This window comes from Chryseobacterium camelliae (assembly GCF_030818575.1).
GTDB classification, from domain to species: Bacteria; Bacteroidota; Bacteroidia; order Flavobacteriales; family Weeksellaceae; genus Chryseobacterium; species Chryseobacterium camelliae_A.
Genome location: NZ_JAUTAL010000001.1, coordinates 23,576 through 49,063, shown reverse-complemented (window position 1 = coordinate 49,063; position 25,488 = coordinate 23,576). Strand labels below are relative to the sequence as shown.

Annotated in this window: 27 protein-coding genes and 1 pseudogene; 17 read left to right on the top strand and 11 right to left on the bottom strand. The window is 41.9% G+C overall.

Features of this window, described 5'->3' with window-relative positions; translation table 11 throughout:
* The first annotated feature begins 37 nt into the window (after positions 1-37).
* The gene (locus QE404_RS00240) at positions 38-799 is read left to right on the top strand and encodes a tyrosine-protein phosphatase (protein WP_307445107.1); all 762 of its coding nucleotides are present in this window, start codon (positions 38-40) and stop codon (positions 797-799) included.
* An 80-nt stretch (positions 800-879) separates the two neighbouring features.
* On the opposite strand, the gene hemW is transcribed toward QE404_RS00240, so the two are convergent.
* From hemW to QE404_RS00220, 4 genes are all read right to left on the bottom strand, one after another.
* A complete protein-coding gene (gene hemW, locus QE404_RS00235; protein WP_307445105.1) occupies positions 880-2,004 on the bottom strand; it encodes a radical SAM family heme chaperone HemW in 1,125 nt (374 codons plus the stop codon).
* 50 nt (positions 2,005-2,054) lie between these two features.
* A complete protein-coding gene (locus tag QE404_RS00230; protein ID WP_307445103.1) occupies positions 2,055-3,005 on the bottom strand; it encodes a PorP/SprF family type IX secretion system membrane protein in 951 nt (316 codons plus the stop codon).
* Between the two features lie 51 nt (positions 3,006-3,056).
* Complete coding sequence (locus QE404_RS00225) at positions 3,057-4,121, bottom strand: RluA family pseudouridine synthase (protein WP_307445099.1); 1,065 nt, start codon at positions 4,119-4,121, stop codon at positions 3,057-3,059.
* 73 nt (positions 4,122-4,194) lie between these two features.
* Positions 4,195-5,298, bottom strand: coding sequence for a PASTA domain-containing protein (locus tag QE404_RS00220; protein ID WP_307453636.1), 1,104 nt, complete (start codon positions 5,296-5,298; stop codon positions 4,195-4,197).
* 153 nt (positions 5,299-5,451) lie between these two features.
* On the opposite strand from QE404_RS00220, the gene QE404_RS00215 reads away from it, so the two are divergent.
* From QE404_RS00215 to QE404_RS00200, 4 genes are all read left to right on the top strand, one after another.
* A complete protein-coding gene (locus tag QE404_RS00215; protein ID WP_307445090.1) occupies positions 5,452-6,444 on the top strand; it encodes a D-alanine--D-alanine ligase in 993 nt (330 codons plus the stop codon).
* A gap of 107 nt (positions 6,445-6,551) precedes the next feature.
* Complete coding sequence (gene coaD / locus QE404_RS00210; RefSeq protein ID WP_307453634.1) at positions 6,552-7,010, top strand: pantetheine-phosphate adenylyltransferase; 459 nt, start codon at positions 6,552-6,554, stop codon at positions 7,008-7,010.
* Positions 7,011-7,046: 36 nt separating this feature from the next.
* Complete coding sequence (locus QE404_RS00205) at positions 7,047-7,412, top strand: four helix bundle protein (protein WP_294210243.1); 366 nt, start codon at positions 7,047-7,049, stop codon at positions 7,410-7,412.
* 44 nt (positions 7,413-7,456) lie between these two features.
* Positions 7,457-8,089 carry a trimeric intracellular cation channel family protein gene (locus tag QE404_RS00200; RefSeq protein ID WP_307445087.1) on the top strand — a complete coding sequence of 211 codons (633 nt, stop codon included), beginning with the start codon at positions 7,457-7,459 and terminating at the stop codon, positions 8,087-8,089.
* 63 nt (positions 8,090-8,152) lie between these two features.
* Here QE404_RS00200 and QE404_RS00195 read toward each other — a convergent pair whose 3' ends face one another.
* Entirely contained in the window at positions 8,153-8,722 is a 570-nt protein-coding gene (locus tag QE404_RS00195; RefSeq protein WP_307445084.1) for a DUF2892 domain-containing protein, read from the bottom strand.
* A 68-nt stretch (positions 8,723-8,790) separates the two neighbouring features.
* Positions 8,791-9,291 carry a dihydrofolate reductase gene (locus tag QE404_RS00190; protein ID WP_307445081.1) on the bottom strand — a complete coding sequence of 167 codons (501 nt, stop codon included), beginning with the start codon at positions 9,289-9,291 and terminating at the stop codon, positions 8,791-8,793.
* A gap of 73 nt (positions 9,292-9,364) precedes the next feature.
* On the opposite strand from QE404_RS00190, the gene QE404_RS00185 reads away from it, so the two are divergent.
* The 5 genes and pseudogenes from QE404_RS00185 (at position 9,365) to QE404_RS00165 (ending at position 13,994) form a co-directional block, all read left to right on the top strand.
* On the top strand, positions 9,365-9,973 hold the full coding sequence (locus QE404_RS00185; RefSeq protein WP_307445079.1) for a LemA family protein: 609 nt from the start codon (positions 9,365-9,367) through the stop codon (positions 9,971-9,973).
* A complete protein-coding gene (locus QE404_RS00180; protein WP_307445076.1) occupies positions 9,973-10,401 on the top strand; it encodes a TPM domain-containing protein in 429 nt (142 codons plus the stop codon). Before QE404_RS00185 ends, QE404_RS00180 begins: the two co-directional genes overlap by 1 nt.
* On the top strand, positions 10,382-11,188 hold the full coding sequence (locus tag QE404_RS00175) for a TPM domain-containing protein (RefSeq protein WP_307445074.1): 807 nt from the start codon (positions 10,382-10,384) through the stop codon (positions 11,186-11,188). Before QE404_RS00180 ends, QE404_RS00175 begins: the two co-directional genes overlap by 20 nt.
* A gap of 398 nt (positions 11,189-11,586) precedes the next feature.
* Positions 11,587-12,108 carry an NAD(P)H-dependent oxidoreductase gene (locus QE404_RS00170; protein WP_307445071.1) on the top strand — a complete coding sequence of 174 codons (522 nt, stop codon included), beginning with the start codon at positions 11,587-11,589 and terminating at the stop codon, positions 12,106-12,108.
* A 6-nt stretch (positions 12,109-12,114) separates the two neighbouring features.
* Positions 12,115-13,994, top strand: a pseudogene (locus QE404_RS00165) (monovalent cation:proton antiporter-2 (CPA2) family protein).
* A 15-nt stretch (positions 13,995-14,009) separates the two neighbouring features.
* Here the strand turns inward: QE404_RS00165 and QE404_RS00160 are convergent.
* Positions 14,010-14,819 (bottom strand): GIN domain-containing protein, encoded by an 810-nt coding sequence (locus tag QE404_RS00160; protein ID WP_307445064.1) that lies wholly within the window; start codon positions 14,817-14,819, stop codon positions 14,010-14,012.
* A 352-nt stretch (positions 14,820-15,171) separates the two neighbouring features.
* Between QE404_RS00160 and QE404_RS00155 the strand changes: the two genes are divergently transcribed.
* Both QE404_RS00155 and QE404_RS00150 read left to right on the top strand, forming a co-directional pair.
* The gene (locus QE404_RS00155; protein ID WP_307445062.1) at positions 15,172-17,310 is read left to right on the top strand and encodes a M3 family metallopeptidase; all 2,139 of its coding nucleotides are present in this window, start codon (positions 15,172-15,174) and stop codon (positions 17,308-17,310) included.
* A gap of 127 nt (positions 17,311-17,437) precedes the next feature.
* Positions 17,438-17,815: a YchJ family protein gene (locus QE404_RS00150; RefSeq protein WP_307445060.1), complete on the top strand. Its 378-nt coding sequence runs from the start codon at positions 17,438-17,440 to the stop codon at positions 17,813-17,815.
* A gap of 196 nt (positions 17,816-18,011) precedes the next feature.
* On the opposite strand, the gene QE404_RS00145 is transcribed toward QE404_RS00150, so the two are convergent.
* From QE404_RS00145 to QE404_RS00135, 3 genes are all read right to left on the bottom strand, one after another.
* Positions 18,012-18,512, bottom strand: a complete 501-nt coding sequence (locus QE404_RS00145; RefSeq protein ID WP_294210221.1) for an FKBP-type peptidyl-prolyl cis-trans isomerase — start codon at positions 18,510-18,512, stop codon at positions 18,012-18,014.
* 106 nt (positions 18,513-18,618) lie between these two features.
* Entirely contained in the window at positions 18,619-18,870 is a 252-nt protein-coding gene (locus tag QE404_RS00140; protein WP_294210219.1) for a VF530 family protein, read from the bottom strand.
* Between the two features lie 62 nt (positions 18,871-18,932).
* Complete coding sequence (locus QE404_RS00135) at positions 18,933-19,787, bottom strand: hypothetical protein (protein WP_307453633.1); 855 nt, start codon at positions 19,785-19,787, stop codon at positions 18,933-18,935.
* Between the two features lie 69 nt (positions 19,788-19,856).
* Between QE404_RS00135 and QE404_RS00130 the strand changes: the two genes are divergently transcribed.
* The 5 genes from QE404_RS00130 to QE404_RS00110 all read left to right on the top strand — a co-directional run bounded on the left by QE404_RS00130 (position 19,857) and on the right by QE404_RS00110 (position 24,145).
* Positions 19,857-20,945, top strand: coding sequence for a sensor histidine kinase (locus QE404_RS00130; protein WP_307445054.1), 1,089 nt, complete (start codon positions 19,857-19,859; stop codon positions 20,943-20,945).
* A 6-nt stretch (positions 20,946-20,951) separates the two neighbouring features.
* The gene (locus tag QE404_RS00125; RefSeq protein WP_307445051.1) at positions 20,952-21,626 is read left to right on the top strand and encodes a LytR/AlgR family response regulator transcription factor; all 675 of its coding nucleotides are present in this window, start codon (positions 20,952-20,954) and stop codon (positions 21,624-21,626) included.
* Between the two features lie 373 nt (positions 21,627-21,999).
* Complete coding sequence (locus QE404_RS00120; protein ID WP_307445050.1) at positions 22,000-22,743, top strand: dioxygenase family protein; 744 nt, start codon at positions 22,000-22,002, stop codon at positions 22,741-22,743.
* A 202-nt stretch (positions 22,744-22,945) separates the two neighbouring features.
* Complete coding sequence (locus tag QE404_RS00115; protein ID WP_307445048.1) at positions 22,946-23,515, top strand: pirin family protein; 570 nt, start codon at positions 22,946-22,948, stop codon at positions 23,513-23,515.
* Between the two features lie 132 nt (positions 23,516-23,647).
* Entirely contained in the window at positions 23,648-24,145 is a 498-nt protein-coding gene (locus tag QE404_RS00110; RefSeq protein ID WP_307445045.1) for a hypothetical protein, read from the top strand.
* Positions 24,146-24,303: 158 nt separating this feature from the next.
* Here the strand turns inward: QE404_RS00110 and QE404_RS00105 are convergent, their stop codons facing one another.
* Positions 24,304-25,329: an LLM class flavin-dependent oxidoreductase gene (locus QE404_RS00105; protein WP_307445043.1), complete on the bottom strand. Its 1,026-nt coding sequence runs from the start codon at positions 25,327-25,329 to the stop codon at positions 24,304-24,306.
* Positions 25,330-25,488: the final 159 nt, after the last annotated feature.

Sequence of the window (25,488 nt, the reverse complement as noted above, 5' to 3'; positions counted from 1 at the left end):
GAAAAATATGCTGTACTTATTTATAATGATGTTTCCAATGGCATTTTATTCTCAGGTTAATGACAGCCTGCAAAGAAAAATCCCCATGCAGGGCACAGATAACTTCAGGGATATCGGAGGCTACAAGACCAAAGACGGAAAGACCGTAAAGTGGGGCAAGATATACCGGTCAGCCGCCCTCAATAAGCTTACGACAAGCGATACGCTCGAACTTAAAAAGCTGGCGGTAAAAACGGTTTTCGATTTCAGGGGGCCTTATGAAATTGCCATTGCTAAAGACAATCTTCCGAAAGGGATTCAATGGATCAACCTTCCTTATGGCAGCGAAAACATCGGAAAAACAATGATTGATTTTACGAATGAAAAGAAAATGGACTCCTTACTTATCGCTGTCTACACAGATCTGCCTAACCTTACCAAACGATATAAACCTGTTTTTCAGCAAATATTATGTTCAGATGAGCCCATCGTCTATCACTGCACCGCAGGCAAAGACAGGACCGGAATGGCAACAGCCCTCTTGCTTTATGCATTGGGCGTGCCTGAAAGTACCATTATGCAGGACTATCTGGCATCTAACTATTACAGGAAGGCAGAAATTAACAAAGTGATCACCATTCCTACGAAGGATGGCATGAAAACACTGCCAAAATCCGTTCAGCAGGTAAAAAAAGAATGGCTTATGGCCACCGTTCATGCTATTATAAAACAATATGGTTCCATAGACAACTATTTACAAAAAGAAATGGGAATCGGCCCGGAAGAGATACAAATTCTGAGAAAGAAGTTACTGGAATAAAGGTTAATATTAAATAAAAATGTCATTTCGAAGGGAATGACATTTTTTATTTCCCACAAAGTACAGTTTGTACTGTATCATTACACCATAAACAAGTCTGACGCTATTCCGTCTGCCATAAACCAGTGCTCTTCGGGGATCTTAAGGTGGTTGTTTTCAGTAATCAGGATACCGTCCAGCATTTTTTGACGGATGCCTGCATTAAAATTTTCTATAAGAGCTTCAGAAAATTTTGTTTTCAGCTGATCAAGGTCTATTCCCCAGACTGTTCTGAGCCCGATCATGATCATTTCATTGAACTGATCTTTTTCAGAAAGGATTTCCTCTTCTTTGGCCAGCATCCCTGAGCTGAGTTTCTGGATATAGTGCTGATTATGGGCCACATTCCAGCTCCTTTTATCAAAACCGTTGTAAGAGTGGGCTGATGGGCCGATTCCCAGGTATTCATGATACTTCCAGTAAGCAGAGTTATGGCGGGAATAGAAGCCTGGCTTGGCGAAATTCGAAATCTCATAATGATCGAAGCCATGGTCTTTAAGGAATGATGAAAGGTAGTAAAACTCGCTGTTTTGTTCCTCTTCTTTAGGAGTGCTCACTTTTCCTTTTTCAATCCAGTTTTCGAGGGCTGTTTTCGGCTCCACTGTTAAGGCATAAGAAGAAATATGTGGTACCTCTAGGGCTATGGTCCTTTTCAGGTTCTCCTTCCACACTTCGAGGCCTGATGTTGGTGATCCGTAGATAAGGTCGATGCTTAAATTCTCAAACCCGTAATCCTGGGCCCTTTTAATGGAGCCTTCAGCTTCAGATGCATTGTGGGCACGGTTCATGAGTTTCAGATCTGCATCGAAAAAACTTTGGGTACCTATGGAAAGGCGGTTTACCGGAAACTTAGATAGAGCCTTCAGAAAATTGTTGTCAAGATCATCCGGATTGGCTTCCAGGGTAATCTCAATATCCTTTTCAAAACTAAAATATTTCAGCACCTCATCGATCAGTCCATTGATTTCATCCGGTGACAGGACAGATGGCGTGCCGCCTCCGAAATACAATGACCGAAGTGTTTTATGCTGCAGTTCGCCTTTTCTGAGGGCTATTTCCTTCTTCATGGCAGCAATCATTCCTTCCTTCAGTTGCATGGAGGTTGAAAAATGAAAGTTGCAATAGCTGCATTTCTGCTTGCAGAAAGGTATGTGGATATATATCATAAAAAAAGCCCTGAAAAAATCAGAGCTCAAATGTATTTAATTTTACTGGATTAATATCTATATCCTCTGTGATTAATGAAGTTATCGAAATTATATCCTAATCCGATCATGAAGCTGTTTCCGCCATATTCCTGGATATCGGACAATCCGATGTTGTAGGTTGCTCCTACCATAAACTTATTGAATCTTACCTTCACTACCGGTGCTATCTGCAGCTGTTGGCTGTCGAACCTGTTCTGAACAGATCTGTAGTTCACTCCGAAGGAGAATGAATTGATATCGTTGAAGAACGTAGCCATTAAGTTATAGTCAATCGTTCTTGTGGAATTCGTGTTAAGGTTAATCAATGCAGACGGTGTCACATACATATTGTCTGCGAAATGCCAGTCATATCCTAAATTCAAGAAAAATTTGATCGGCGAAGGCTCACGTCCGTTGATGATAGACTCATCATTGGTAAGGGCGATGTCATTCACGGAAACCCCGGCAAAGATATTTCTGTAGGTAGCCGCTACCCCGAAGTTGGCATATGCCATGAAAATATTGCTTTCACTTCCCTGCAATAAAGGATCGGAAGCGTCTTCAGTATTGATTTTAGAGTAATCAAAATTCATGTTGTAAAAGCTAACGCTCGTACCGAAAGAGAACTGGTCTTTTCTGTCTCCTTCACTGCTAAGAGGAATAAAATATGAAGCACCCGCTGTAATACCTCCCGCGGAAATAGGTCCATTGCTGTCCCTGAACACAGAAATACCTGCTCCCACCCTATCAAAAATATTCGCATTGATCCCTACTGACTGTACATTAGGAGATTCGCTGAACTTGGTAAATTGCTGCTGATAGTTGAGGTTGAGCTGAACGTAATCTGTTTTTCCGTATTGTGCCGGGTTGAACAGAAACTCACCATCCAAAAGATATTGTTGATAGTATGGTAATGTTTCTTGTGCTTTGTATGCATTTGACAAAAGAGCTAAACATACGATAGCATATAGTTTTCTCATAACAAATCTTGATTTCAATTCAACAAATATAAAAAAATTCTCAATATATTTTTAGTTTTCTAAATATTTTCTCCATTTTTTTACGGCATCCGCCATATCTTGAGGCATTGGACTCTCGAAATACAATTCCTTTTTGGTGGTAGGATGAATAAACCCTAAAGTATGGGCATGAAGCGCGTGCCTAGGCAGGATTTCAAATACATTTTTGATGAACTGCCTGTACTTTGGGAGATTAACACCCCGCAGCGGCGTATGGCCTTCATAACGTTCATCATTAAACAGGGTATGCCCGATATGCTTGAAGTGCGCCCTGATCTGATGGGTACGTCCCGTTTCCAGCTTGCATTCCACCCAAGTCATGTAACGGAAACGTTCCAGGACTTTATAGTGGGTAACGGCATGTTTCCCCTGGCTGCCGTCTTCATAAACGGACATCTGCATCCTGTTTTTGGGATGCCTGCCGATATGCCCTCTTATAGTACCTTCATCTTCCTGCATATTGCCCCAGACGAAAGCCCAGTATAATCTCTTGGTCGTTCGGTTGAAAAACTGCTTTGCCAGAAAGCTCAATGCATACTCATTTTTGGCAATGACCAGCAGTCCCGAAGTATCCTTATCAATCCTGTGTACAAGTCCCACTCTGTCCAGATCAGATTTTTCATTGTTTTTTTCAAAGTGAAATGCAAGTGCATTCACCAGGGTACCGTCCCAGTTCCCGAATCCTGGATGAACGACCATGCCGGCTTCTTTATCCACCACAACAAGATCATCGTCTTCATATACGATATTAATGGGAATATCCTGAGGGATGATCACATTTTCCCTAGGGGGATGTGCCAGCAGCACAGAGATCTGGTCTTCTGGCTTTACCCGGTAATTCTGCTTCACAGGATTTCCGTTCACAACCACATTTCCTGCCCGGCAGGTCTGTGATATTTTATTCCTGGAAGAATTCTGGCGGTAGATCAGCAGGAACTTATCAATCCGCAGCGGTTCCTGGTTTTTGTCTACGGTAATATTAAGATGCTCATACAGGCCTTTATTTTCTTCATCAATATCCACATATCCGGGCCCTGACAATTCCTCTTCTAAAAAATCTTCGTTATCTTCCGTCATTTTAATGGTTTTTTACGCAAAAGGCCTCAACAGAATGCAGTTGAAGCCTTTGATTAAATTTAGCCGGCAGCGTTTATTCTACAACTACTTTTTTAGGCTTTTGCTTTTGTGAAGGCTGCTGTGATGAAGAAGCCGTTTTCACTGCTGATGTATTGTTTCCGGAATTCCCTCCGGTATTCGCCGTGGTCTTTGGCCTGTTGTTCTCTGATGTTCCGGCCGGTCTCGAAGTTCCTGTTTTAGACGTTTCTGTCCTGACGGCAGGCTCATTTACTTTCGGGACCTCTTTTCTCGGAACCGGAGCCGGGGCTACAGGTTCATAAGTAGGTTCCTGATGGACTAGCATTTCTTGATATTGGATCGGCGGCAGACCCGTATCAACCTTCATTCGGTAAGTCGCGTTAAGCTGTTCAATTTTCGCACTCAATTCCGCCGGGGTTTTCTTACTTGCCCAAAGATCGATCTGCATGCCCTGGTCTCTCATATCGCCGGACGCAGGATCCTGATAGTAGATAATGTCTGATTCATCCCTGCCTCCGTCTTCATGATCCACCAGACCCACCTCAAACAGGCTCCTGGCAATAACAGATCTAGCTTCCTTCACGGTAAGGCCTACCACATTCGGAATGGAAATATTCCTCATCGGCCCGGAACCTACTACAACATCCACCACAGAAAATCTAGGTACCAGAGATCCCGGTTTAATAGGGTTTCCTTTATAAAGAATCCTCAGAACCGCATCTTTCTGAATACTTGGCTCAAAAATGGTATCCCCGATTTTCAGTCCTACCTGGTCCAGTCTCTGGAAGGCAAGTCCAGAATATTTGTTCACCACATCCGGAATAGCTACCGGAGCCCAGAATTTAGGGTTGACCATTAATTGGATGGCACGTTCATATTTAACCCGCGAACCCGCGGAGGGTGACATTTTAAGAACCTGAAGCGGTTTATACTTAGGGTCATATTTAGCGCTGTCAACTTCATATTCCAGTCCTGCATCTTCCAGGATCTGAACTGCTTCATACACAGATTTATTAACAACATTGGGAACCGGCATTTCTTCTCCGTGATTGGTATGGTACTCCAGCCAGCGGAATGTGAGCCATATCAGCCCTACAAAAACTCCGATTGCCAATAATAAGTTCAGTAAAACTTTCCAGTTGAAAAGTGATTTAAGCATACTTAAAATACTTTAATTATAGCAGCAAAGATAACCAATAATTTTATATTGCAGTTTTTCTTTGCCACATTTCATTTTTCGTCCCAAAATTTACCGGCATGCTCTATTGCATAAGGTAAAATCATTAAATTTGCTTATTGATATGATAGTATTATGAGCAAAAAAAGCGTTGCCGTAGTAATGGGAGGCCATTCTGACGAATATGTGGTTTCTCTTAAAAGCGGACAGTTGATCTACGATTCCCTAGACAGAAATCTTTACGATGTCTACAAAGTGGTTATTCTTAAAGACGAATGGTATTTTCTGGATGAGCAAGAGCAGAAACTCCCGGTGAATAAAGGGGATTTTTCAGTTACACTCAGTTCCGGGCAGCACCTGAAGTTTGATGTCTGCTTCAACATTATCCACGGTGCTCCCGGCGAAAACGGAGTTCTTCAGGCCTACTGGGATGCCATCGGACAAATATATACCGGTTGTGATTTTTACCAGAGTGCACTTACCTTCAATAAAAAAGATACACTTGCTGTACTGTCAAAATATGGCGTTCCTTCTGCAAAAAGTATTTACCTTAGAAAAGGAGAAGCCATTAATGCAGAGGCGATCATCCGCGAGCTTGGACTCCCGGTATTCGTAAAGCCTAATCAGTCCGGTTCATCGCTAGGCATTTCAAAAGTGAAAGAGTTATCTGAACTGTTGCCCGCTACTGAAGTGGCCTTTAAGGAAGACCATGAGATTCTGATCGAAAGTTTCCTGGATGGGATGGAAGTCTCTGTAGGCGTAGTCGACTTTAAAGATGAGACGGTTGTGCTCGGCATCACAGAAATCGTTCCCCAAAACGAGTTCTTCGATTATGAAGCCAAATATGAAGGCGCTTCTGAAGAAATTACCCCTGCCAGGATTGATGACGAAACGAGAAAAAGAGTGGAAGAGACTGCCAAAAAAGCCTATGATTCTCTGGGCATGAGCGGTTTTTCCCGCAGTGAATATATTTTAATGGATGGTATTCCGTACATGCTGGAAATGAATACCAATCCGGGTTTTTCCCCTGCAAGCATCCTGCCGCAGCAAGCGAGGCATTATGGGATTTCAATCACTGACCTGTGTGGAAATGAAGTTGAAAAAGCATTAAACAAGAATAAAAAATAACGTATTTAAAAAGTAAGCACAGATCATCTGTTAAATACTATCGCTGACAGACGGATTTTTTCCCTCATTATTCATAACTTGTAATTTATAAATACTGCGCATGAAAATTGCTGTTTTTTCCGGGATCGTTTGATCCTATTACTTTAGGACATTACGATATCATAGAACGGGCAGCTCCGCTTTTCGATAAGCTGATTATAGCCATCGGGCAGAATTCCCAGAAAAAATACATGTTCCCACTGGAAAAAAGAATGGAGTTCATCCAGAATTCCGTTGCTGAATTCCCCAATGTGGAAGTTGATTATTTTGAAGGGCTTACCGTTGACTACTGTTTTGAAAAGGATGCACAATATATCATTCGCGGACTGAGAAACCCTGCGGATTTTGAATTTGAAAAAGCCATTGCCCATACCAACAGAACGCTTGCCCATAAAAAACTGGAAACAGTATTCCTGCTGACATCGTCCGGGAAATCGTTTATCAGCAGCAGCATCGTCCGGGAAATCCTCAACCACGGCGGGGAATATGAACTGCTTGTTCCGGATTCGGTGAGAGTTGAAAAATGAGTAATGAGCAATAAATAATGAGTAATTTTTACCCATATGGATTTTAATCAGATATTTAGAGACCGGACGAAGAATTTTTCTCTTTCAGTTATTAAATCCATATCATCATTACCATATTCAGATGCTCTTTCAGTAATCAGAAAACAAATTATAAGATCCTCGACTTCCGTTGCTGCCAATTACAGAGCGCTCTCAAGAGCCAGATCAGAAAAAGAAAGGTTTGCTAAAGCATGTATTGTTGTTGAAGAAATAGACGAAACTCAATTTTGGTTAGAAATTATTGAGGAACTAAATTATTTAGACCCTGAAATAATTTCTTATTTAAAACAGGAATGTGAAGAATTAGTAAAAGTAATGACCTCTTATAAATTCAAATTATCTCAAAATATAAAACCATTATAACCCATTATTATTACTCATTACCCATCACTCATTACCCATACAAAATGCACGAACAGTTCAATTTCGCCATAGAAGTCCTTGGAACCATCTCCTTTTCCATGTCCGGGAGTTTTGCCGCCATGCAGAAACGGCTGGATCCGTTCGGGGTGCTGATTATTGCATTCGTGACTTCCGTGGGAGGCGGAACGGTACGGGATCTGCTGCTGGACATTCCCGTATTCTGGATGCATGACCTGTTTACCTGTGTCATTATCCTGGCGACCAGTATTTTTACCATGATCTTTAAATCCCTGGAGAAAAATTTCCAGGTTACCCTGTTTATCTTTGACAGTTTCGGGTTGGGATTATTTACGATTATTGGTGTTCAGAAGGGCCTGCATTCAGATATCCACCCATTGATCTGTATAGGGCTGGGAACCATCACCGGCTGTTTCGGGGGTATTATCCGGGATATCTTGCTCAACAGGATTCCACTGATCTTCAGGAAGGAAATTTATGCTACAGCCTGCATTGTGGGCGGATCCGCTTTTTTGCTGCTGACCAAATTCAGTACATTCACTTATACATTCATTCAGATTTTCACCATCCTCCTGATTGTGGCCATACGAACACTGGCTGTAAAATACCACTGGCAGATCCCAAAATTCTACGGGTACGACCATAACGCCGAAATGTAATTGGTTCCCAATAAAAAACACCTGTTATTCACAGGTGTTTTAGTATTTTACATTTATTTTTTACTAAAAGAATTTGCCTCTCTGCCTCATATTAGGATTATGCATATGTTTTTGCATAGACGGCATTTTCAGCTGTTCTTTCATCATCTTGATCTGGTCGGTCATCATTCCGGCACTGTCCAGCCTTTTAGCCTCATCCAGAAGCTTCTGCCCTTCCTGCTTTCTTCCTTTGGAAATAGCAGCCGCCGCAAGGTTCAATGTAGCCATTGCCCTGTCGTGCTTCATATTCAGCCCATAGTCCAGGGCTTTTCTCATCAGGGGTTCTACTTTGGTAGGATGTTCCTGTGCTAAGGTCAGTCCCTGTAAGTAATGAAAATATCCATACTGTGATTTATGAAGCTGAGCCTTATAGTTGGTGATTCCTTTCAGCCATTCTGCTGCTTTTTCCATATTCTGTTTCCTGAGTTGCCAGAAGGCCAGCAGGATATATTCGTTTTTAAAGAAAAGAAGGATCGGCACTGCAGCAAGAAGGAAAACTACGATTCCCCAGCCCAGGTTTCTGGTAAAGATCATCATGGAAAGCCCCGTAAGGATAAGAACTGCGGCAATGACGATTTTTATGTATTTGTTCATTGTTAAAATTTAGAATTGCAAAGATAAATAATTTAGTCCTTAGAAGCTAGTGCTTACCGGCCGGAATTCTACAGGTCCTCAGTTTTGATTTTTTCAAAAGTCTGAAAGCAGAAGCTGTGAGCATGCTTCTCATCTGCCTCGAAACACGATTCATCGGTCTTTGCCCATACCTTTCCGTCAATTTCCGGGAAAAAGGTATCTGCCTCGAAACTGCCGTTCACCCTGGTCACTTCAATCCTGTCGGCAATCTGCATCGTCTGCTCATAGATTTTACCGCCTCCGATGATGAATACCTCTTCATCTATTTTTTTGGCAAATTTTACCGCCTCTTTGATGCTTCCTACAATCAGTATCCCCTCTTCAAACCAGTCTTTTTTTCCGGAAACGATAATGTTGGTACGGTTCGGGAGCGGTTTACCAATGCTCTCAAAGGTCTTTCTGCCCATAATGACCGGATGGCCGGATGTTATTTCTTTAAAATGTTTTAAATCTTTGGGAAGATGCCACAGCAGCTGGTTGTTGAACCCAATCTCATTGCTGTCTCCCATTGCGACCACCATTGTTACCATTAAAATAATTTTCCGCAAAATTAGCACATAATTTGTATATTTGGTTGACACAAGGTTTTTAAAAATATAAACTATGAAAAATAAAGGCTGCCTGAGTGCAGGAACTATCGGAATTGCACTGGTTGTAATTGTTGTGATTCTTTTCTTCTGGGGTAAAAGTGGCTACAATAATTTTGTCACCAAAGAACAGAACGTGAATACCAAATGGTCTAACGTGGAAACAGTATACCAGAAAAGGGCCAACCTCATCCCGAATCTTGAAAGGACGGTTAAATCATACTCAAAATTTGAGCAGGAAACGCTGACGAAAGTGGTTGAAGCCCGTTCAAAAGCAACATCGATCAATATTGATCCTACGAATATGACGCAGCAAGATCTTGCAAAATTCCAGGCTGCACAGGGTGAGTTGTCCGGAGCTTTAAGCAGATTAATGGCTGTAGTGGAATCATATCCTAACCTGAAAGCAGATCAGCAATACATCAATTTCCAAAGGGAATATACAGCGATTGAGAACAGCATCAGGACTGAAACGGTATATTACAATGCAGCAGCCCAGGAATACAATACGGCAATCAAAACATTCCCGAATAACATCCTGGCGAACTTTACCAACTTTAAAGAGAAACCATACTTCAAAGCAGATGCAGGTGCCGAAAAAGCCCCTGAAGTCTTCTCAGAATAATGAAAAGTTTTTTAACCCATCAGCAGATAGCTTCCCTAGTGAAAGCTATTCAGTCGGCGGAAGAACATTCTACGGGAGAAATCCGGGTGCATATTGATTCCAATACCGAAACCCGTGATGCGGAAACCGCATTTGAAGTTTTCAAAAGGCTGTGTATGAATAATACGGCTGACAGGAATGCGGTTCTTTTCCATGTCAATTTTGAAAGAAAATACCTTACCATCATTGGTGATATCGGTATTCATGAAAAGGTGCGCCAATCCTACTGGGATCAGCTGCACGACTATATCACCGGAGAATTTGCCAAAGGAAACTACTACAAAGCACTGGAAAGTGCTATCCTAAAGACCGGACTTGAACTGAAGAAACATTTTCCGGTTACCGGAGAAAACCCCAATCAATTATCTAATGAGATTACGTTCTCTTAAAATAATATTTTCTTTCATACTTTTTTTCCTGTACCTCTGGGTACCGGCACAATATACCGTTCCGGCAAAACCGGCGGTACTGTATCCGGTATTCGATGAGGCCAATTTGCTCAGTCAACAGGAAAAAGATGCACTGAACAACAAGCTGATCAAATTTGCAGATTCCACTTCTACCGAGATTGAAGTAATTATTATTCCATCCACAAAAGGTGAGGACGTGAATTTCCTGGCTACGATGTTCGGGGAAAAATGGGGAATCGGACAAAAAAACGTGGATAACGGGGTTGTTTTCCTGATTGCTACGGAAGACCACACCATGTCTATCCAGCAGGGAAGAGCTGTTGAGCAGTACCTTACAGCATCAGTAGCCGGCCAGATCCTGGATTACATCGTAACCCCGAATTTTAAACAGGGTAAATGGTATGAAGGCATAGACCGTGGGACGACTTCCATTATGGAAGCAGTTCAGGGAAAATTCAAACCGATTGCTAAAACATCGTCGGGCGGAAAAAAAGACTCTGCAAGTTTAATTATCATCGCCATAGTTATTTTTATCCTTATTGCCATTATTTTCAGGAACCGCGATGGCGGAAGAGGTGGAAACGATGACGATGATGATGTGATCATTTCCAGAAGAGGCCGTAGAAATTATCCGGGTGGATTCTTTCCTTTCCCGGGAAGCTTCGGTGGAGGCGGTTTTGGCGGAGGAAGTTCCGGAGGTGGAGGATTCGGAGGCTTTGGCGGCGGCGGAAGCTTCGGAGGCGGAGGTGCCTCAGGAGGATGGTAACGAAACAATATAAGTATAATCGGTCTCAACAGGCCGATTTTTTTGTTGAAATAGTTAGGCCTACAACTTGGTTAATGTTTATATATCTGATTTCGGCAAATAGGTCTGGATTAGAAAGCGGACAGGATTTCTACAGTGCTCTAATGAGCTCGCCAATATTCAAATATTCATAAAGAGGATCTATAAAATATTTTCTTGATGTTCCTTTAAAAAGGCTTCAATATCAATGCAAATGATCACATCTTTTTATAAACTTTTAAATTTTGATTAGTAAAACGGCATTTTTTTTGACCAGTACCAGCCTAAAAAGGCTGTTTTCAGATTAAAAAATCAATAAATCAGATCGAAAACGTTATTTAATTCAATTTTTTTTCGTTATTTTTACTCAAAACAGGTTTATGAAGAAGACATTGGTAGTTTTTGCGCATCCTTATCTTGAACATTCAAATTCGAATGTAGAGCTCATCAATTTTTATGTCCGTCATCAGCATTTTACGCTTCGTGACCTGTATGAAGAATACCCTAATTTCCATATTGCAGCCTTCAGGGAGCGAAAACGCCTGAAGATTTATGACCGATTTATTTTCCAGTTTCCCATCATCTGGTTTGGTGTTCCTCCCCTTTTAAAATTATGGATTGATGAAGTGTTTGATCGTGACTGGCTGAAAGAAGGCGCTGAAAATCCCCTTGAAGGAAAGGAAGTATATATTTTGGTTACCACCGGAGGAAAGGAAAGGTCATTCAGCAAAAACGGTACCTATAAATACAGCGTGGATGAAGTGATCAGCGGACTGATTATCTGCCTGAATGTTTTTAAAGCTGAAATTAAGAACATTAAAATCGTATACGAAGCCAATAAGCTCAGCAAAAAAGAAATTATACTGCACAAGAGAGAATTTGAAGAACTTCTTAATCAATAAACGCCTATGGAACAGTCATTAGCTATGAATACCCTGCTCTTTCTGGGCGTAGCCATTATCATGGTTCCGTTGGCCAGGAAGTTCGGACTCAGCTCCGTAATAGGATATATTGCAGGAGGTATTATCATCGGACCTTATGTCCTTAGACTTACAGGAAAAGATGTAGATGACATCATGCATGCCAGTGAGTTCGGGGTTATCATGCTTCTATTTCTGGTAGGCCTTGAACTGGAACCCAGAAAATTCTGGGAAATGCGGAAAAAGATCATGGGCCTTGGGCTTACTCAGACCCTGCTTACAATATCGCTGTTATTTCTCGTGTTTATCAGTGTAGGCTGGAGCATGGATAAGGCCGTTACCATTGCGATGTGTTTCGCCCTGTCTTCAACAGCTATCGTACTGCAGACTTTACAGGAAAAAAATAACCTCAACAGTACAGCCGGCGAAGCTTCGTTTTTCAACCCTGCTGTTCCAGGATATAGCGGTGATTCCGATCCTCGCTATACTGCCTGTTATTGCTCACCATAAGGCAAGGCATCATGATAATGAGATCCAGATCATGATCCAGAATCTTCCAGAATGGATGCAGGCAGGAACCGTTATCTTAGGTGTGGTGATCCTTATTCTGCTCGGCAGGTATGTTTTTGTTCCCTTCCTCCGTTACGTTTCAAAAGCCGGAATGACGGAGCTTCTTACAGCGTCTTCCCTTTTCCTGGTTATAGGTGTATCTGAGCTGATGACTGTTATAGGCCTCTCTCCTGCTCTGGGGGCATTTCTCGCGGGGGTGATGCTGGCCAACAGTGAGTTCAGGCATGAACTGGAAGCACAGATAGATCCGTTCAAAGGGTTGCTTCTCGCTGTATTTTTTGTAAGTGTAGGATCTACCATCAATTTTAATATTATTGCAGGAGACCCTTTATTTATTTTCAGTACCGTTTTTGCTGTGCTGGCTGTAAAATTTGTCGTCCTGTATGCGATCGGGAAATTCTTCAGGATCGATACCCCGCAAAGCCTTTTCTATGCTTTTGCGCTCTCTCAGGTGGGAGAGTTTGCATTTGTATTGATCAATTATGCCTCAGGATTGTATATCCTTACCCCTGAACTGAATGCACAAATGATGGCTGTGACAGCTATTACGATGTGCATAACGCCTTTCCTTCTGATCATTAACGATACATTTATTACCCCCCGGCTCATTAAGGAGGAACCGAAGACCGGACAGGACTTTAACATCCTGGATAGACAGGTCAGCCAGAAAAAGATCATCATTGTAGGTTTTGGGCATTTCGGAAGTACCGTTGGAAGGCTGCTTAAAGCCAATAAAATCTCTGCTACCGTGCTGGACCGGGATTCTGACCGTGTCAAGCTATTGAGGAGCTATGGATTTAAAGTGTATTATGGTGACGCAACCAGAATTCCTATCCTTAGGGCTGCCGGCATAGAGGATGCCGAAAATTTTAGTGCTCTGCCTCGATGATCCGGCTGACAACAAATTTATAGCGGACCTTGTGCGCGAACATTATCCGGATATAAAGATTTTCGTGAGGGCTAAAAACAGGATTGATGCCTACGACTACATCAATAACGGCATCGATAAGATCTACCGTGAAACCCTGGGCACAGCAGTGGATATGGCGGTAGACCTCCTCCATGAAACCGGGATGAGAAAATATGCAGCCAGGCGCCTCGGGCAGCGTTTTATGGCAATCGATAAAGATTCTGTACGGAAACTGGCCAAAATAAAAGAAGAAGATGACAAAGACCTTGCTTTATTCACCACCAAAGAAATCCTCCAGCGTGAGGAGGATTTACTGGCGTATGATAATCTGAATTTTGACAGAAATGACTGGCAGGATTCTTCATTAGATGAAGATGAAAATGAATAATGGACCAGGTTACATTTATTGGATATTGATGCTTCCTCCGCTACTCTGAGACTGATTGACGGTTTTAAGGTTGCCTTTTTTAAACACATTGACACTTCCGCCTGAAGAAGCTTCCGCGTCAATCTCCGAAACGGCACTGATATCGATGCTTCCACCGCTTGAAGACTCTGCTTTCACACGATCCGCAACAACATCCTTAGCTGAAATGCTGCTTCCGGAAGACGAGCTCAGTTCTGCACGTTTGGATTTTCCGGAAATATCGATGCTGGCACCTGAAGAGGCATCAATATCGAGGTCAACCGCCCAGATCTTACCACTGAAACTGCTGCTACTTCCTGCGGAAATATCGAATGTATTTGCTTCCAGGTTACCGGAAACAGATCCTGAACTTGACAGATCAATTTTCGTCTTTTCCTGGGTAAAAGAGTCTTTTATCCTGATTTCAGCCGCCGAATTGGCCGTCAGTTTTTCAAAATCTTTGGTATAGATTTTAGCCGTCACGCGGTTATTCGTTACTCTTACCCCGGATTTATAATGGATATGCAGCTTACCGTTTCGGTTCTCTACCAACACTTCGCTGATAAGGTCCTGCGGAGCAGAAATCACCACTCTTTCCTCATCTGCCTTAATGATATCTGCTTCTATGGCCTGTGAGACCTCTATCTCATCAAACGCTCCTTTGAATTCCCTTTCCTGAAGGGACCCGCTTTCTTTGGGAAGCGTAGTTTCCACCCAGCTGTCTTTTTTTGCTCCTTTTCTGTCATCCTTGTTACAGGCACTCAGCAAGGTCAGAGCTGAAAAAATAAAAATAGTTTTTGAGGTCATATGGATCTGTTTTAATGATTAGTACAGGCTATAATTTATAACAACTAATATATTAAAAATATTACTGCCTTACCGGATATTTATTTCCTGATGTCCGGATGATCCTTTCAAAGCTAATCTGACCATTGGCTTTGCATCCGGATTGAAATCGGAGCGGTATTAATAACAAGAAGGCCAAAACCGGTTACCGAACCGGAACAGGTATAAGATTTATCCTGATACACCACTTTAAAAAGAAGCCTTTCCGGTATTCCGGGGAAGCTGTTTGGTGGTACAGATTCATAATCTTTATGTTTTACATTCGTTTAATCTAATAGTTTTAATATCTTTATCTTTTAATAACAATGCGTTTATGAAGAATATTTCATCGGTATTATTAATTTCCGCTCTGGCATTTAATTATTCCTGTACAACAATGAAGACAACCGAAACCCAACATGAAGTCCCTGTACCGGCTTCCCTTGCGTCCAATCCTTTTATGAAAAAAAGTACGTTGCAGTATGAAGCACCGGAATTTGATAAGATCAAAGATGAACATTTTAAACCTGCCTTCGATTTCGGGCTGAAGCAGCATGATGCTGAAATACTAAAAATTGCTGATAACCCGGCTGCGCCTACTTTCGAGAATACCATTGTAGCACTTGAGAGAAGCGGTGAAGTCCTGAAACGTGCGATGATTGTATTTTCCAATCTCACCAGTGCGAATACCAATCCTACCCTTCAGGCCCTGGATGAGGAATATGCCCCGATTTTCGCTGCCCATTCCGATAAAATGTACCTTAATGAAAATCTTTACAAAAGGATACAGGCTATCACAGATAAAGGTTTGGATGCCGAAAGCAAGAGGCTGCTTCAGTTCTACAAACAGAATTTTGAGATCGCAGGAGCCAACTTATCCTCTGCTGATAAGGAAAAACTGAAACAGATCAACCAGGAGCTTGCCTCACTGTCTACCCAATATTCCAACAAATTGCTGGAAGCCAGAAAACAGGGCGGCGTATTTTTCAGTGATGCAAAGGAACTTGACGGACTTTCAGCAGACGAAATTGCCGCCGCAGCAGCAGACGCTAAAAATGCCGGAAAAGAAGGACAATATCTTTTAGCCTTACAGAATACCACGCAGCAGCCCCTTTTACAAAACCTGAAAAACAGGGCTACCAGGGAAAAACTGTTTAAAGCATCCTGGACCCGGGCTGAAAAAGGAGATGCCAATGATACCCGGGAAACCATTGAAAAGCTGGCCGCACTGAGGCTGAAAAAAGCTCAGGTACTGGGCAAGAAAAGCTTTGCAGAATGGAAACTCCAGGACCAGATGGCAAAAACTCCTGAGGCGGCTACAAAACTGATGAACCAGATTGCCACGCCTGCAGTGGAAACTGCAAGACGCGAAGCCAAGGACATCCAGGATCTTATTGACCAGCAGAAAGGCGGCTTCAAAGTAGAGCCTTGGGACTGGAATTTCTATGCCGAGCAGGTAAGAAAAGCGAAATTCGACCTGGATGAAAACCAGATCAAACCATATTTTGAGATTACTACGGTTCTTGAAAAAGGTGTTTTCTTTGCCGCAGAAAAATTTTATGGGTTAACCTTCAAGAAAAGAACAGACCTTCCGGTTTACCATCCGGATGTGGTAACTTATGAAGTTTTTGACCATGACGGAAAATCCATCGCTATCTATTACCTGGATTTCTATACCCGCGATTCCAAAAACGGAGGTGCATGGATGAGTAATTTTGTGGAACAGTCTTACCTTCTTGGAACCAAGCCTGTAATTGTCAACTGCTACAACTATCAGAAACCGGCTCCGGGAAAACCGTCACTCATCAGCTTTGATGATGTATCAACGATTTTCCATGAGTTCGGGCATTCAATCCACGGTATGTTTGCCAGCCAGAAATATCCTTCCCTATCCGGAACCAATGTACCGAGGGACTTTGTGGAATTTCCTTCCCAGATTAACGAGCATTGGGCTCTGGATCCTGTGGTCCTGAAGAATTACGCCATTCATTACGAAACCAAGCAGCCGATTCCACAGGCTTTGGTAGATAAGATTAAGAAAGCAGCGACATTCAACCAGGGATACATGACGACAGAACTGGTTTCTGCAGCAGAACTGGATATGGACTGGCATACGGTTACCAACGACAGCCAGCTGATCCCGGTACTTGATTTTGAGAAACAATCTCTGGCAAAACACGGATTTACACTAGCCACTGTCCCGCCAAGATACCATACGCCTTATTTCGCCCATATCTGGGGCGGCGGATATTCCGCAGGGTATTATGCTTATCTCTGGTCTGAAACCCTGGATAATGACGCCTGGGAATGGATCATGAGCCATGGCGGGCTGACAAGGGAAAACGGTGACCGCTTCAGAAAATACATCCTGTCAGTTGGAAATTCCGTAGACCTCAGCCAGGCCTTCAGGGATTTTACAGGACACGATCCGGATATCAAACCTTTGCTTAGAAACAGAGGGTTTATTAAATAACATAAATTAAAGCATTCAGTTTTCTGGATGCTTTTTGTTTGAAGGTATGTTTAAACATCAATAATCTGCAAGTCAGAAATGAGTGATATTCAAAAACTTTTGCGAATTTTGCCGTTAAATCAGAATTATGAACTGTCCCTGCTGTTCCGGAAAATCCTATGAAGATTGCTGTAAGCCATATCATACCGGAGAAAAAAATGCCCCGACTGCCGAAGCGCTGATGCGTTCAAGGTTTTCGGCCTTTGCCATTCCAAATGCAGACTATTTGTGGGAAACCACGCTTCCCAGCAAAAGAAAATACCATAATAAAAGTGATTTACACGATTGGAGCACCGGCAATACCTGGACAAAACTTGAAATTGTGGGTAAGCCTTCAACTAATACAGTTGAATTCAAAGCTTTTTATACGGATGGCGGTGGCCGTCATGAAGTCCATCATGAATTATCAACGTTCAGGATGGTTCAGAACCGCTGGTTTTATGTAAGCGGCGAATTTATGGAGTAAGGAATATTGGCAGTTATGGGGAGCTGTTTCCGGCTATCCACTCTTACTCCTCGCACAGCCTTTAATGATTTGAAGATCATAAGGAAAGTGAACGTAATGTTGCTGACTCAGTAGCCGCAGGTTATTTTCAGAATACGTATTTTATTGGATGCTGCCTTTCTACAAAAATGTCCGGTAAAACCGGACATTATATGTATTAGTGAGCTTCGTTTCCGTCGATTCCGTGCGCATGGCCGTGGGACAACTCTTCTTCCGTGGCAGGACGGGTATTTAAAATTTCCACCTGGAAATCCAGCACTTTTCCGGCCATAGGATGATTAAGATCTGCTACAACAGCTTCCGGTGTAACTTCTACTACGAAAGCCTGAAAATTATTCCCTTGGTTATCAGACAAAGGAAGTATAGCTCCTACAGGCGGAATCCCTGATTCCTGAAACATATCCAGCGGCAATTGTGCAATAGCATCCGGCTGTCTCTCACCGTAAGCTTCTTCCGGCTGAATGGTAAAAGCAGCGGTATCACCAGCCTGCAGGCCAAGGATATTCTGTTCAAATTTAGGGATCATCATTCCTACACCATATAAAAATGTAAGCGGATTTTCTGCTGTGGTCTCTTCTACAAGGATTTTGCTTCCATCTTCCTCGATAGTGTGAAGGATGTAACGTACTGCTACAACGTGATTGTTTTCAATTGTCATATTTTTTTCTTTTTCGTGACTTTTCACGATTAACCTTACAAAGGTACTGTTTTTGAAATCATTGACCGAAGAAATACGAGGTTAAAACAGTCTCTGCAGTAATGTTTTACTTTTGTTTTCCGGCTTCACTCCGCTTCTTTTCCCGCAACATAAAAAGATAAAGGCTTTCCACCTTGGCTCGGGCCCAGTCTGTTTTTCTCAGGAATTTCAGAGAGGAATTAATGCTCGGATTATCGGTAAAACACCGGATGTTGATCTGCTCGCCCAGTTTTTCAAACCCGTTGTAATAGGCTACCAGTTCTTCGAGAATGGCATCCAGTCTTTTTCCGTGTAGGGGATCTTTCGATTGCTGTTCCATGCCGTAAAAGTAGATATAAATTGTATTTTGATAATCATCAATCCTGAAAATAAAACCAGAATCTATGGTTCCATCTTTTCCTGTTGAGATTTTTCTTTCTTATTTTTAAGAATATTTTCTGACATATTTTTAAAATCTTCCGTTTTCATAATCACGAGGTTATTGTTCGGATTCCAGATGCTTACCAATTTTTTGGAAACCGTTGTATATCCTTCCCAACCTGTAAATTTCTGATATAGCATTAATGTACAGATGTCTGTGGGCGTGATAGCCTGCCAGTTTTCAATGACATGAGAATGTACACCGCTGACCGTCTTCCCTGTTTTTTCATCATTGATATTCTGGACGATCATACTGTTATGAAGTTTTTCTACTGTTTTAATTTCGTTTTTATTCGTAAACGTAAGTAAATAATCATTCCCAAATACCACAACATTACTGATCGAAGGGCCTGTAAGCACATAGACTTTCTTTACATTGTTCCGGATGATCGGGACGATATTTAAACTGGTATTTTGGTAATGTTTGAATATGGTATCTGTTTTTGTTCTTTCCAGGGCTTTTTGCCGTATCGTAAAATAATCCTTTTCCACCGGAGTAAAATCTCTCTCCGTTATATCAAGCTTTGCATCTTTAGGATTATAGTTTGCAGGAAAAGCAATCGTCGCCAAAACCTTGTTTTCCTTGGAAAATAAAATGCATTTCGGAACCTTATTATCGATGTAGGAAAAGTAACCTCCTATGTTTTCTCGGGCTTTGTAATTAGCAATAAATACATCGGTGCCGTACCAGCTTGCCATTTCGCTTCTGTACAATTCTATTCCTTCCTCATTGATTTTCCGGGCTGTTTTTTCAAGATGCTGCGCATTAAAGAGACAGAAAAATATAAGTGACAAGATGATCAGAATGTTTTTCATAACATATTAGTTTCCTTCAAAAATAGCATTAATATTATTATTTTATCAAACTTTTCCTATTTTAGTTTAATGAAAAAGCTTTGGCCGCACCTCATCCTTATTCCCCTCCTGCTGACGATTCCCATTGTCTCTTCGCCGGATTTTGACGGGACGCTGTCGGTCTTCAGGGTTTCCCCTTTCCAGAGAGAATTTATCCGTTTTGTGCTTTTAATTGTGTTCTTCTATTTGAACCTCAATATTTTCCTCCCGAAATTATACAGCCGGAAAAAATATCTATCTTTTACCGTCTGCACGCTGATTGGTTTTGGAATGATGGTCTTCTTACCGTACTACCTTACCTCGGAGAATATTTTTACGGGAGTTTCCTCTCAGATGCAGATGGAACCGCCGGGAATGCCACCAAATGGAAATTTCCAGCCCCCGCCAATGAACGGAAGGCCTCCATTTGATTTCGGACCTAAAAGAAACGACGGATCATATAGCCAGATGATTTTTTCTTCTGTTCTTCCCTTTCTATTTTCTTTTTTATCCTCCCTTTTCATTTTTCGGAACATTGAGCAGAAAAAACTGGAACGGTCCAAAGCCAAAGCCGAATTGTTAAATTTAAAATATCAGCTGCAGCCCCACTTTTTATTCAACACTTTAAATTCCATCTATTCCCTGGCTTTACTAAAGTCCGACGATGCTCCGGAAGGAATTCTGAAGCTGTCTAACGTTATGCGGTATGTAGTCCAGGAAAGCAGCAAGGATTTTGTGGATCTCGACAAAGAAATCGAATATGTAAAGGATTATATCGCGCTTCAGCTGATCCGGACAGACAGCAGCGTGGATTTTTCCTATACTGAAACCGGGGAAATGAAAGGCTGGCAGATCGCTCCCTTTATTCTGGTCAATTTTATTGAAAATGCCTTCAAATATGGCTTTGATGCAGAAAAGAACTCAAAAATTTCAATACGGATTACGGTTCAGGGAAATGTTCTGCACTTTACGATTTCCAACAACATCGTCAATGAGAACAATACCGGTAAAAGCAGCTTTAAAGTCGGGCTGAAAAATACCCTTGAACATTTGCGTCAGGTGTATGGGAAAAATTATGATCTTACCATAACTGATGACGGAAAAACCTATGCGGTAGACTTAAAAATTAATTTAACCTGAAAAGTCATGATAAAAGCCATCGCCTTAGACGACGAAATTCTGGCTCTGAAAATTATTGAGAATTATGCCGGAAAAATTGAAAATCTTTCCCTTGAAAAGACGTTCAACATCCCGAGCGAGGCCCAGAAGCACCTTAACAAGTATCCCGTGGACCTCATCTTTTTGGATATCGAAATGCCTTCGAAAAACGGAATGGAATTATTCAAAAGTATTTCCCAGAATACCAAAGTTATTTTTACCACTGCTTATTCGGAATATGCTGTTGATGCCTTCAACATCAATGCGGTGGATTACCTGTTAAAACCTTTTTCTTTTGAGCGGTTCAGGGCTGCGGTGGACAAAGTAAAGCCCGGCCATGAATCCGACGACTTGAAATACTTGTCGATTCGCGCCGATTATAAGCTTTACAAGATCAATTTCGACGATATTCTTCTTATCGAAGGACTGGACGATTACATCCAGATCCATCTTACGGATCATTCCAGGATCACCGCCCGCTCTTCCATGAAAAACATTCTCGAAAAGCTTTCTGATAAAGACTTCGTAAGAGTCCACCGGTCTTATATTATTCCGGTTAATGCCATCAGGACAATTGTTAACCGCAATATTCATATCGGCAACTTCATTATTCCGATCGGGGAAACCTACAAAGAGGCCGTAATGAAAATAGTAAATAAATAAATCCCGGATCTGACGATTTCTATTCCGATTATGTGATTTTTTTGGGAGCTGTTTCCCGCTTTCCGTTGCAATCTTTTCTTTCAAAAAAGGATTTTCTCTGCAATCGGGGCTAAAATCGGAGCCGGTAAAAGAACAGTTTGGAGAATAAGACCATAGCCATTTCTTAATATCCGGAATCATGATCCGGAATCACCTTGTAGGCGCGTATTCTTAATATTTCTTAAAAAATCAGCCTTTACCGACACATTTCAGCTGTTTACCTCATAAATTTTATCAGCCTCTTTTTTCAAAATACATTTGGAGTAAGAAATTAAAGAACGTTGAAATGAAGATCGGTATTTCTTAGATAATTGTTAACCCTAAAAAATATCTTATGAAAACAATAGACAGAAAAGGCTTTTTGAGAACCCTCGGTTTGGCAGGAGTAACTGCTGTTGCAGCACCTCTTTTGGTACACTGCGGAAGTGACGATGAAAGTTCGACCGGCAGTACTTCGGGATCGAATTCCGGATCGGGATCATCGGCAACGGGATGTTCCGTTACCAACTCCGAAACGGAAGGCCCGTTTCCTACAAAATCACCTTCAAGCCTTGTTCAGACCAATATCGTAAGCGACAGGACAGGGGTTCCTTTTACGATCGCAATCACCGTTCAGAATGTAAATACAGGCTGTACCAATCTGCAGGGCGCTATTGTGGACATCTGGCATTGCGATAAAGATGGAAACTATTCGGAGTACGGAGGAACCGGAATGCAGTCTGCCAATTACACCTCGGTGCATTTCTTAAGAGGCCGACAGACGACCGATGCCAGCGGAAAAGTAAATTTCACCTCTATTTTCCCGGGTTGGTATAACGGAAGAGCGACCCACATCCATGTGCATATCTATAATTCTTCAGGCCAGTCGCTGCTGGTAACACAGATTGCTTTTCCTGAAGGAAATGACAGTGCAGTGGTTCAGGTAGCTGCAAGTACAGGCTACAAAGGCATGAACGGATATACCTATAATGCGAATGATAACGTGTTCGGTGACGGAACTTCCAATGAAATGTCCAGTATCTCAGGAAGTGTAAGCGGAGGTTTTGCCCTGACCCATACCATAAAAGTTTCGGCTTAAAGAAAAGAGAAAAATTGTTTAGATATCAGTTTATTAAACGTTTTCCACAGGGCGCACAGATTTACGGAATCGTGAAGTAAGATAGAATGTGTTGATCTGTGCCAGGTGGAAATAGCCTAAAATCAGAAAAATGTTAATTCAGAACCCATCAAGAATTTTTAAATCCGATCTTTCAGTCTGGAAGAAAAAAAAATCCTGTGTTGTGAAAGAAATTGTTATGGAAGATATTTCAGGGCTAAGAAGATCTACGGAGATTGTTTTTGATGAAAGCGGAACATTCGATTGGCATTCTCCCGAAAATACAACGGTTCTTGTTATTGTTTTATACGGCGAAATCCTGATTGATGATTTTGAAAATCCCGTTTCTGCAAATCAGGTTTTCAGTGTACAATCAGATAAAAGTCATTACTTATCCATCAGAAACCATTTCCCGGATGAGAAAGCAGACATTTTATTGCTTGAGCTCGAAAGTAAAATGGCCAACCGCTTTTTTGCGGTAGAAAATCTGAATATTACTGAGAAAAACACCCTCATCCGGATTTCTGAGAATGTAGGCTATCCCAATTTTATCGGATTGTATGAAGGCCGAAAAGAAGAAACATATACGCTGTATCAGCAAGGCAGGTCTATTTTCGGAATGGTGATCAACGGAGCATTTGAGTTCCAGAACCGGCTAATGGAAACCAGGGATGCTATCATGATATCCGGTATCGAAACGCTGGAGTTCGAAGCACTAAGTGAAAATGCACTGATCCTGCTTCTGGAAATCTGAATATCATTCCAATAAGAAAAGCATGACAATCCAGATCCGATCATGCCTTGAGTAATCGGATATTTTATATTAGTTTGTTTAGATCAGGGGCAGATCACGCAAAAGGCTGCCCTGACTTTTAGTGGTAAATGTATGAAGGCAAAAATTAAACTGGCATTTCGGATTGTTATCGACCGGAACTCTACACTGGCATGGGACCGGTACATTTTTGAGGATACTTATTTTGAATATAAAATCCAGCATCAGGTTTTTGATGATCCGGAAAACCCGGTGAAAAATTACTGGGAGCTGCTGGCAAAGAACCCCAACTCCGAAAAAATTCCGTTCCTATTGAGCACGGCAGTGGTAAACTATGTTTCGCAACTTAACGGAGAAATCAAAAGTCTGCCCGATGTTCTCGGCAGCACATTTTTTCCGATTGAGCATTTCAGGCTGGACCTGATCAGCTCAAACGTAGAAGATCCTTCCAAACATAAGCTCGGGCTCACATTTTATACCCCCGAACTGCTGCTGATTGATATTATTGACAACAAATACCTGTTGAGCAGAAATCTTTCAGGAGAAACGTTTGAGACCTATATGTTCGGCTTTCATCCGCAGGTAGCCATTGCTTACTATGTTCCGGTATGATGGTAAGCTGAAGAAGACCATATAAACTTTTTCAGTTCTGCTTCAAAGCTGATTGTAATTTAAATTAATTGTTTTTTAATAAACTTAACCTTCAAATGATAAACTACAGATTGATTTATTAAGGAGAAACCTCCGCTGAGTCAGCGGAGGTTTTATTTTTAAAGGTGTTCGATGACCGGTTTCACTTCTTTCCCGAACAATTCTATGGATTTCATCATGATCTCATGCGCCGGATCCCCCACATCCATGTGTCCGATAAATCTCGTAATCCCGAAGATTTCTTTCATATAGGCGATTTTATCCGCCACTTCTTTGGCAGTGCCGATGAACAGAGCTCCATTTTTGCTTCTTCCGCCTTCATACTGCATTTTGGTATACGGAGCCCAGCCACGGGAAGAACCTATCCTGTCCATCTGGGACTTGTAATTATGGAAATAACCATCAATTACCTCAGGGTCATTGCTCACAAAAGTATGCGAATGGACGGCAATCTGCATTTCATTAACATCATGGCCTGCCTTTTTGTATTCCTGCTTATAAAACTCAATCAGGTCCCTGAACTGTACAGGCATGCCTCCGATAATGGCTACAATCAGCGGCAGCCCAAGTTCAGCAGCACTCTGCACAGACTGAGGAGTACCGCCTACAGCCCTCCAGATCGGCAGTTTCCCGCCATTTTTAGCTCTCGGGTAAACGGTCTGGTTTTTCATCGGGGCACGAAGCCTTCCTGACCATGTTATATTTTCCTCAGAGTTTATTTTCAGTAATAAGCCTAGCTTTTCCTCGAAGAGTTCTTCGTAATCATTTAAAGAATATCCATACAAAGGAAAAGACTCAATAAAGCTTCCGCGTCCTACGTAAATTTCGGCACGGCCATCAGAAATCAGATCCAGTGTTGCGAAATCTTCATATACTTTTACCGGCTCGGATGAACTTAACACGGTAACACCGCTTGCCAGTTTTATATTTTTGGTGATGCTGGCCGCAGCTGCCAGAACTATTTCCGGGGAAGAAACAGCATAATCCGGACGGTGGTGTTCTCCCATAGCAAAAACATCAATTCCCACCTCATCCATGAACTTCACCTGTTCCAGGATTTCACGGATCTTTACTCCCGGATCTCTGTATTTTCCGGTAGCCTGGTCAAATGCCAGATCCCCGAACATTCCTATTCCTAATTCCATATTTTAGATTTTAGATTTTAGATTAGCCAAAATTACAACTCCCCGCGATCAAATCCATTGATCTTTGATAAGAACAGTTCAACAGCGACATCTATGAATAAATGAGTAACCAAATAACACGTTCTCTATCCATAATGGCATAAAAAAATCCGGGCCTCT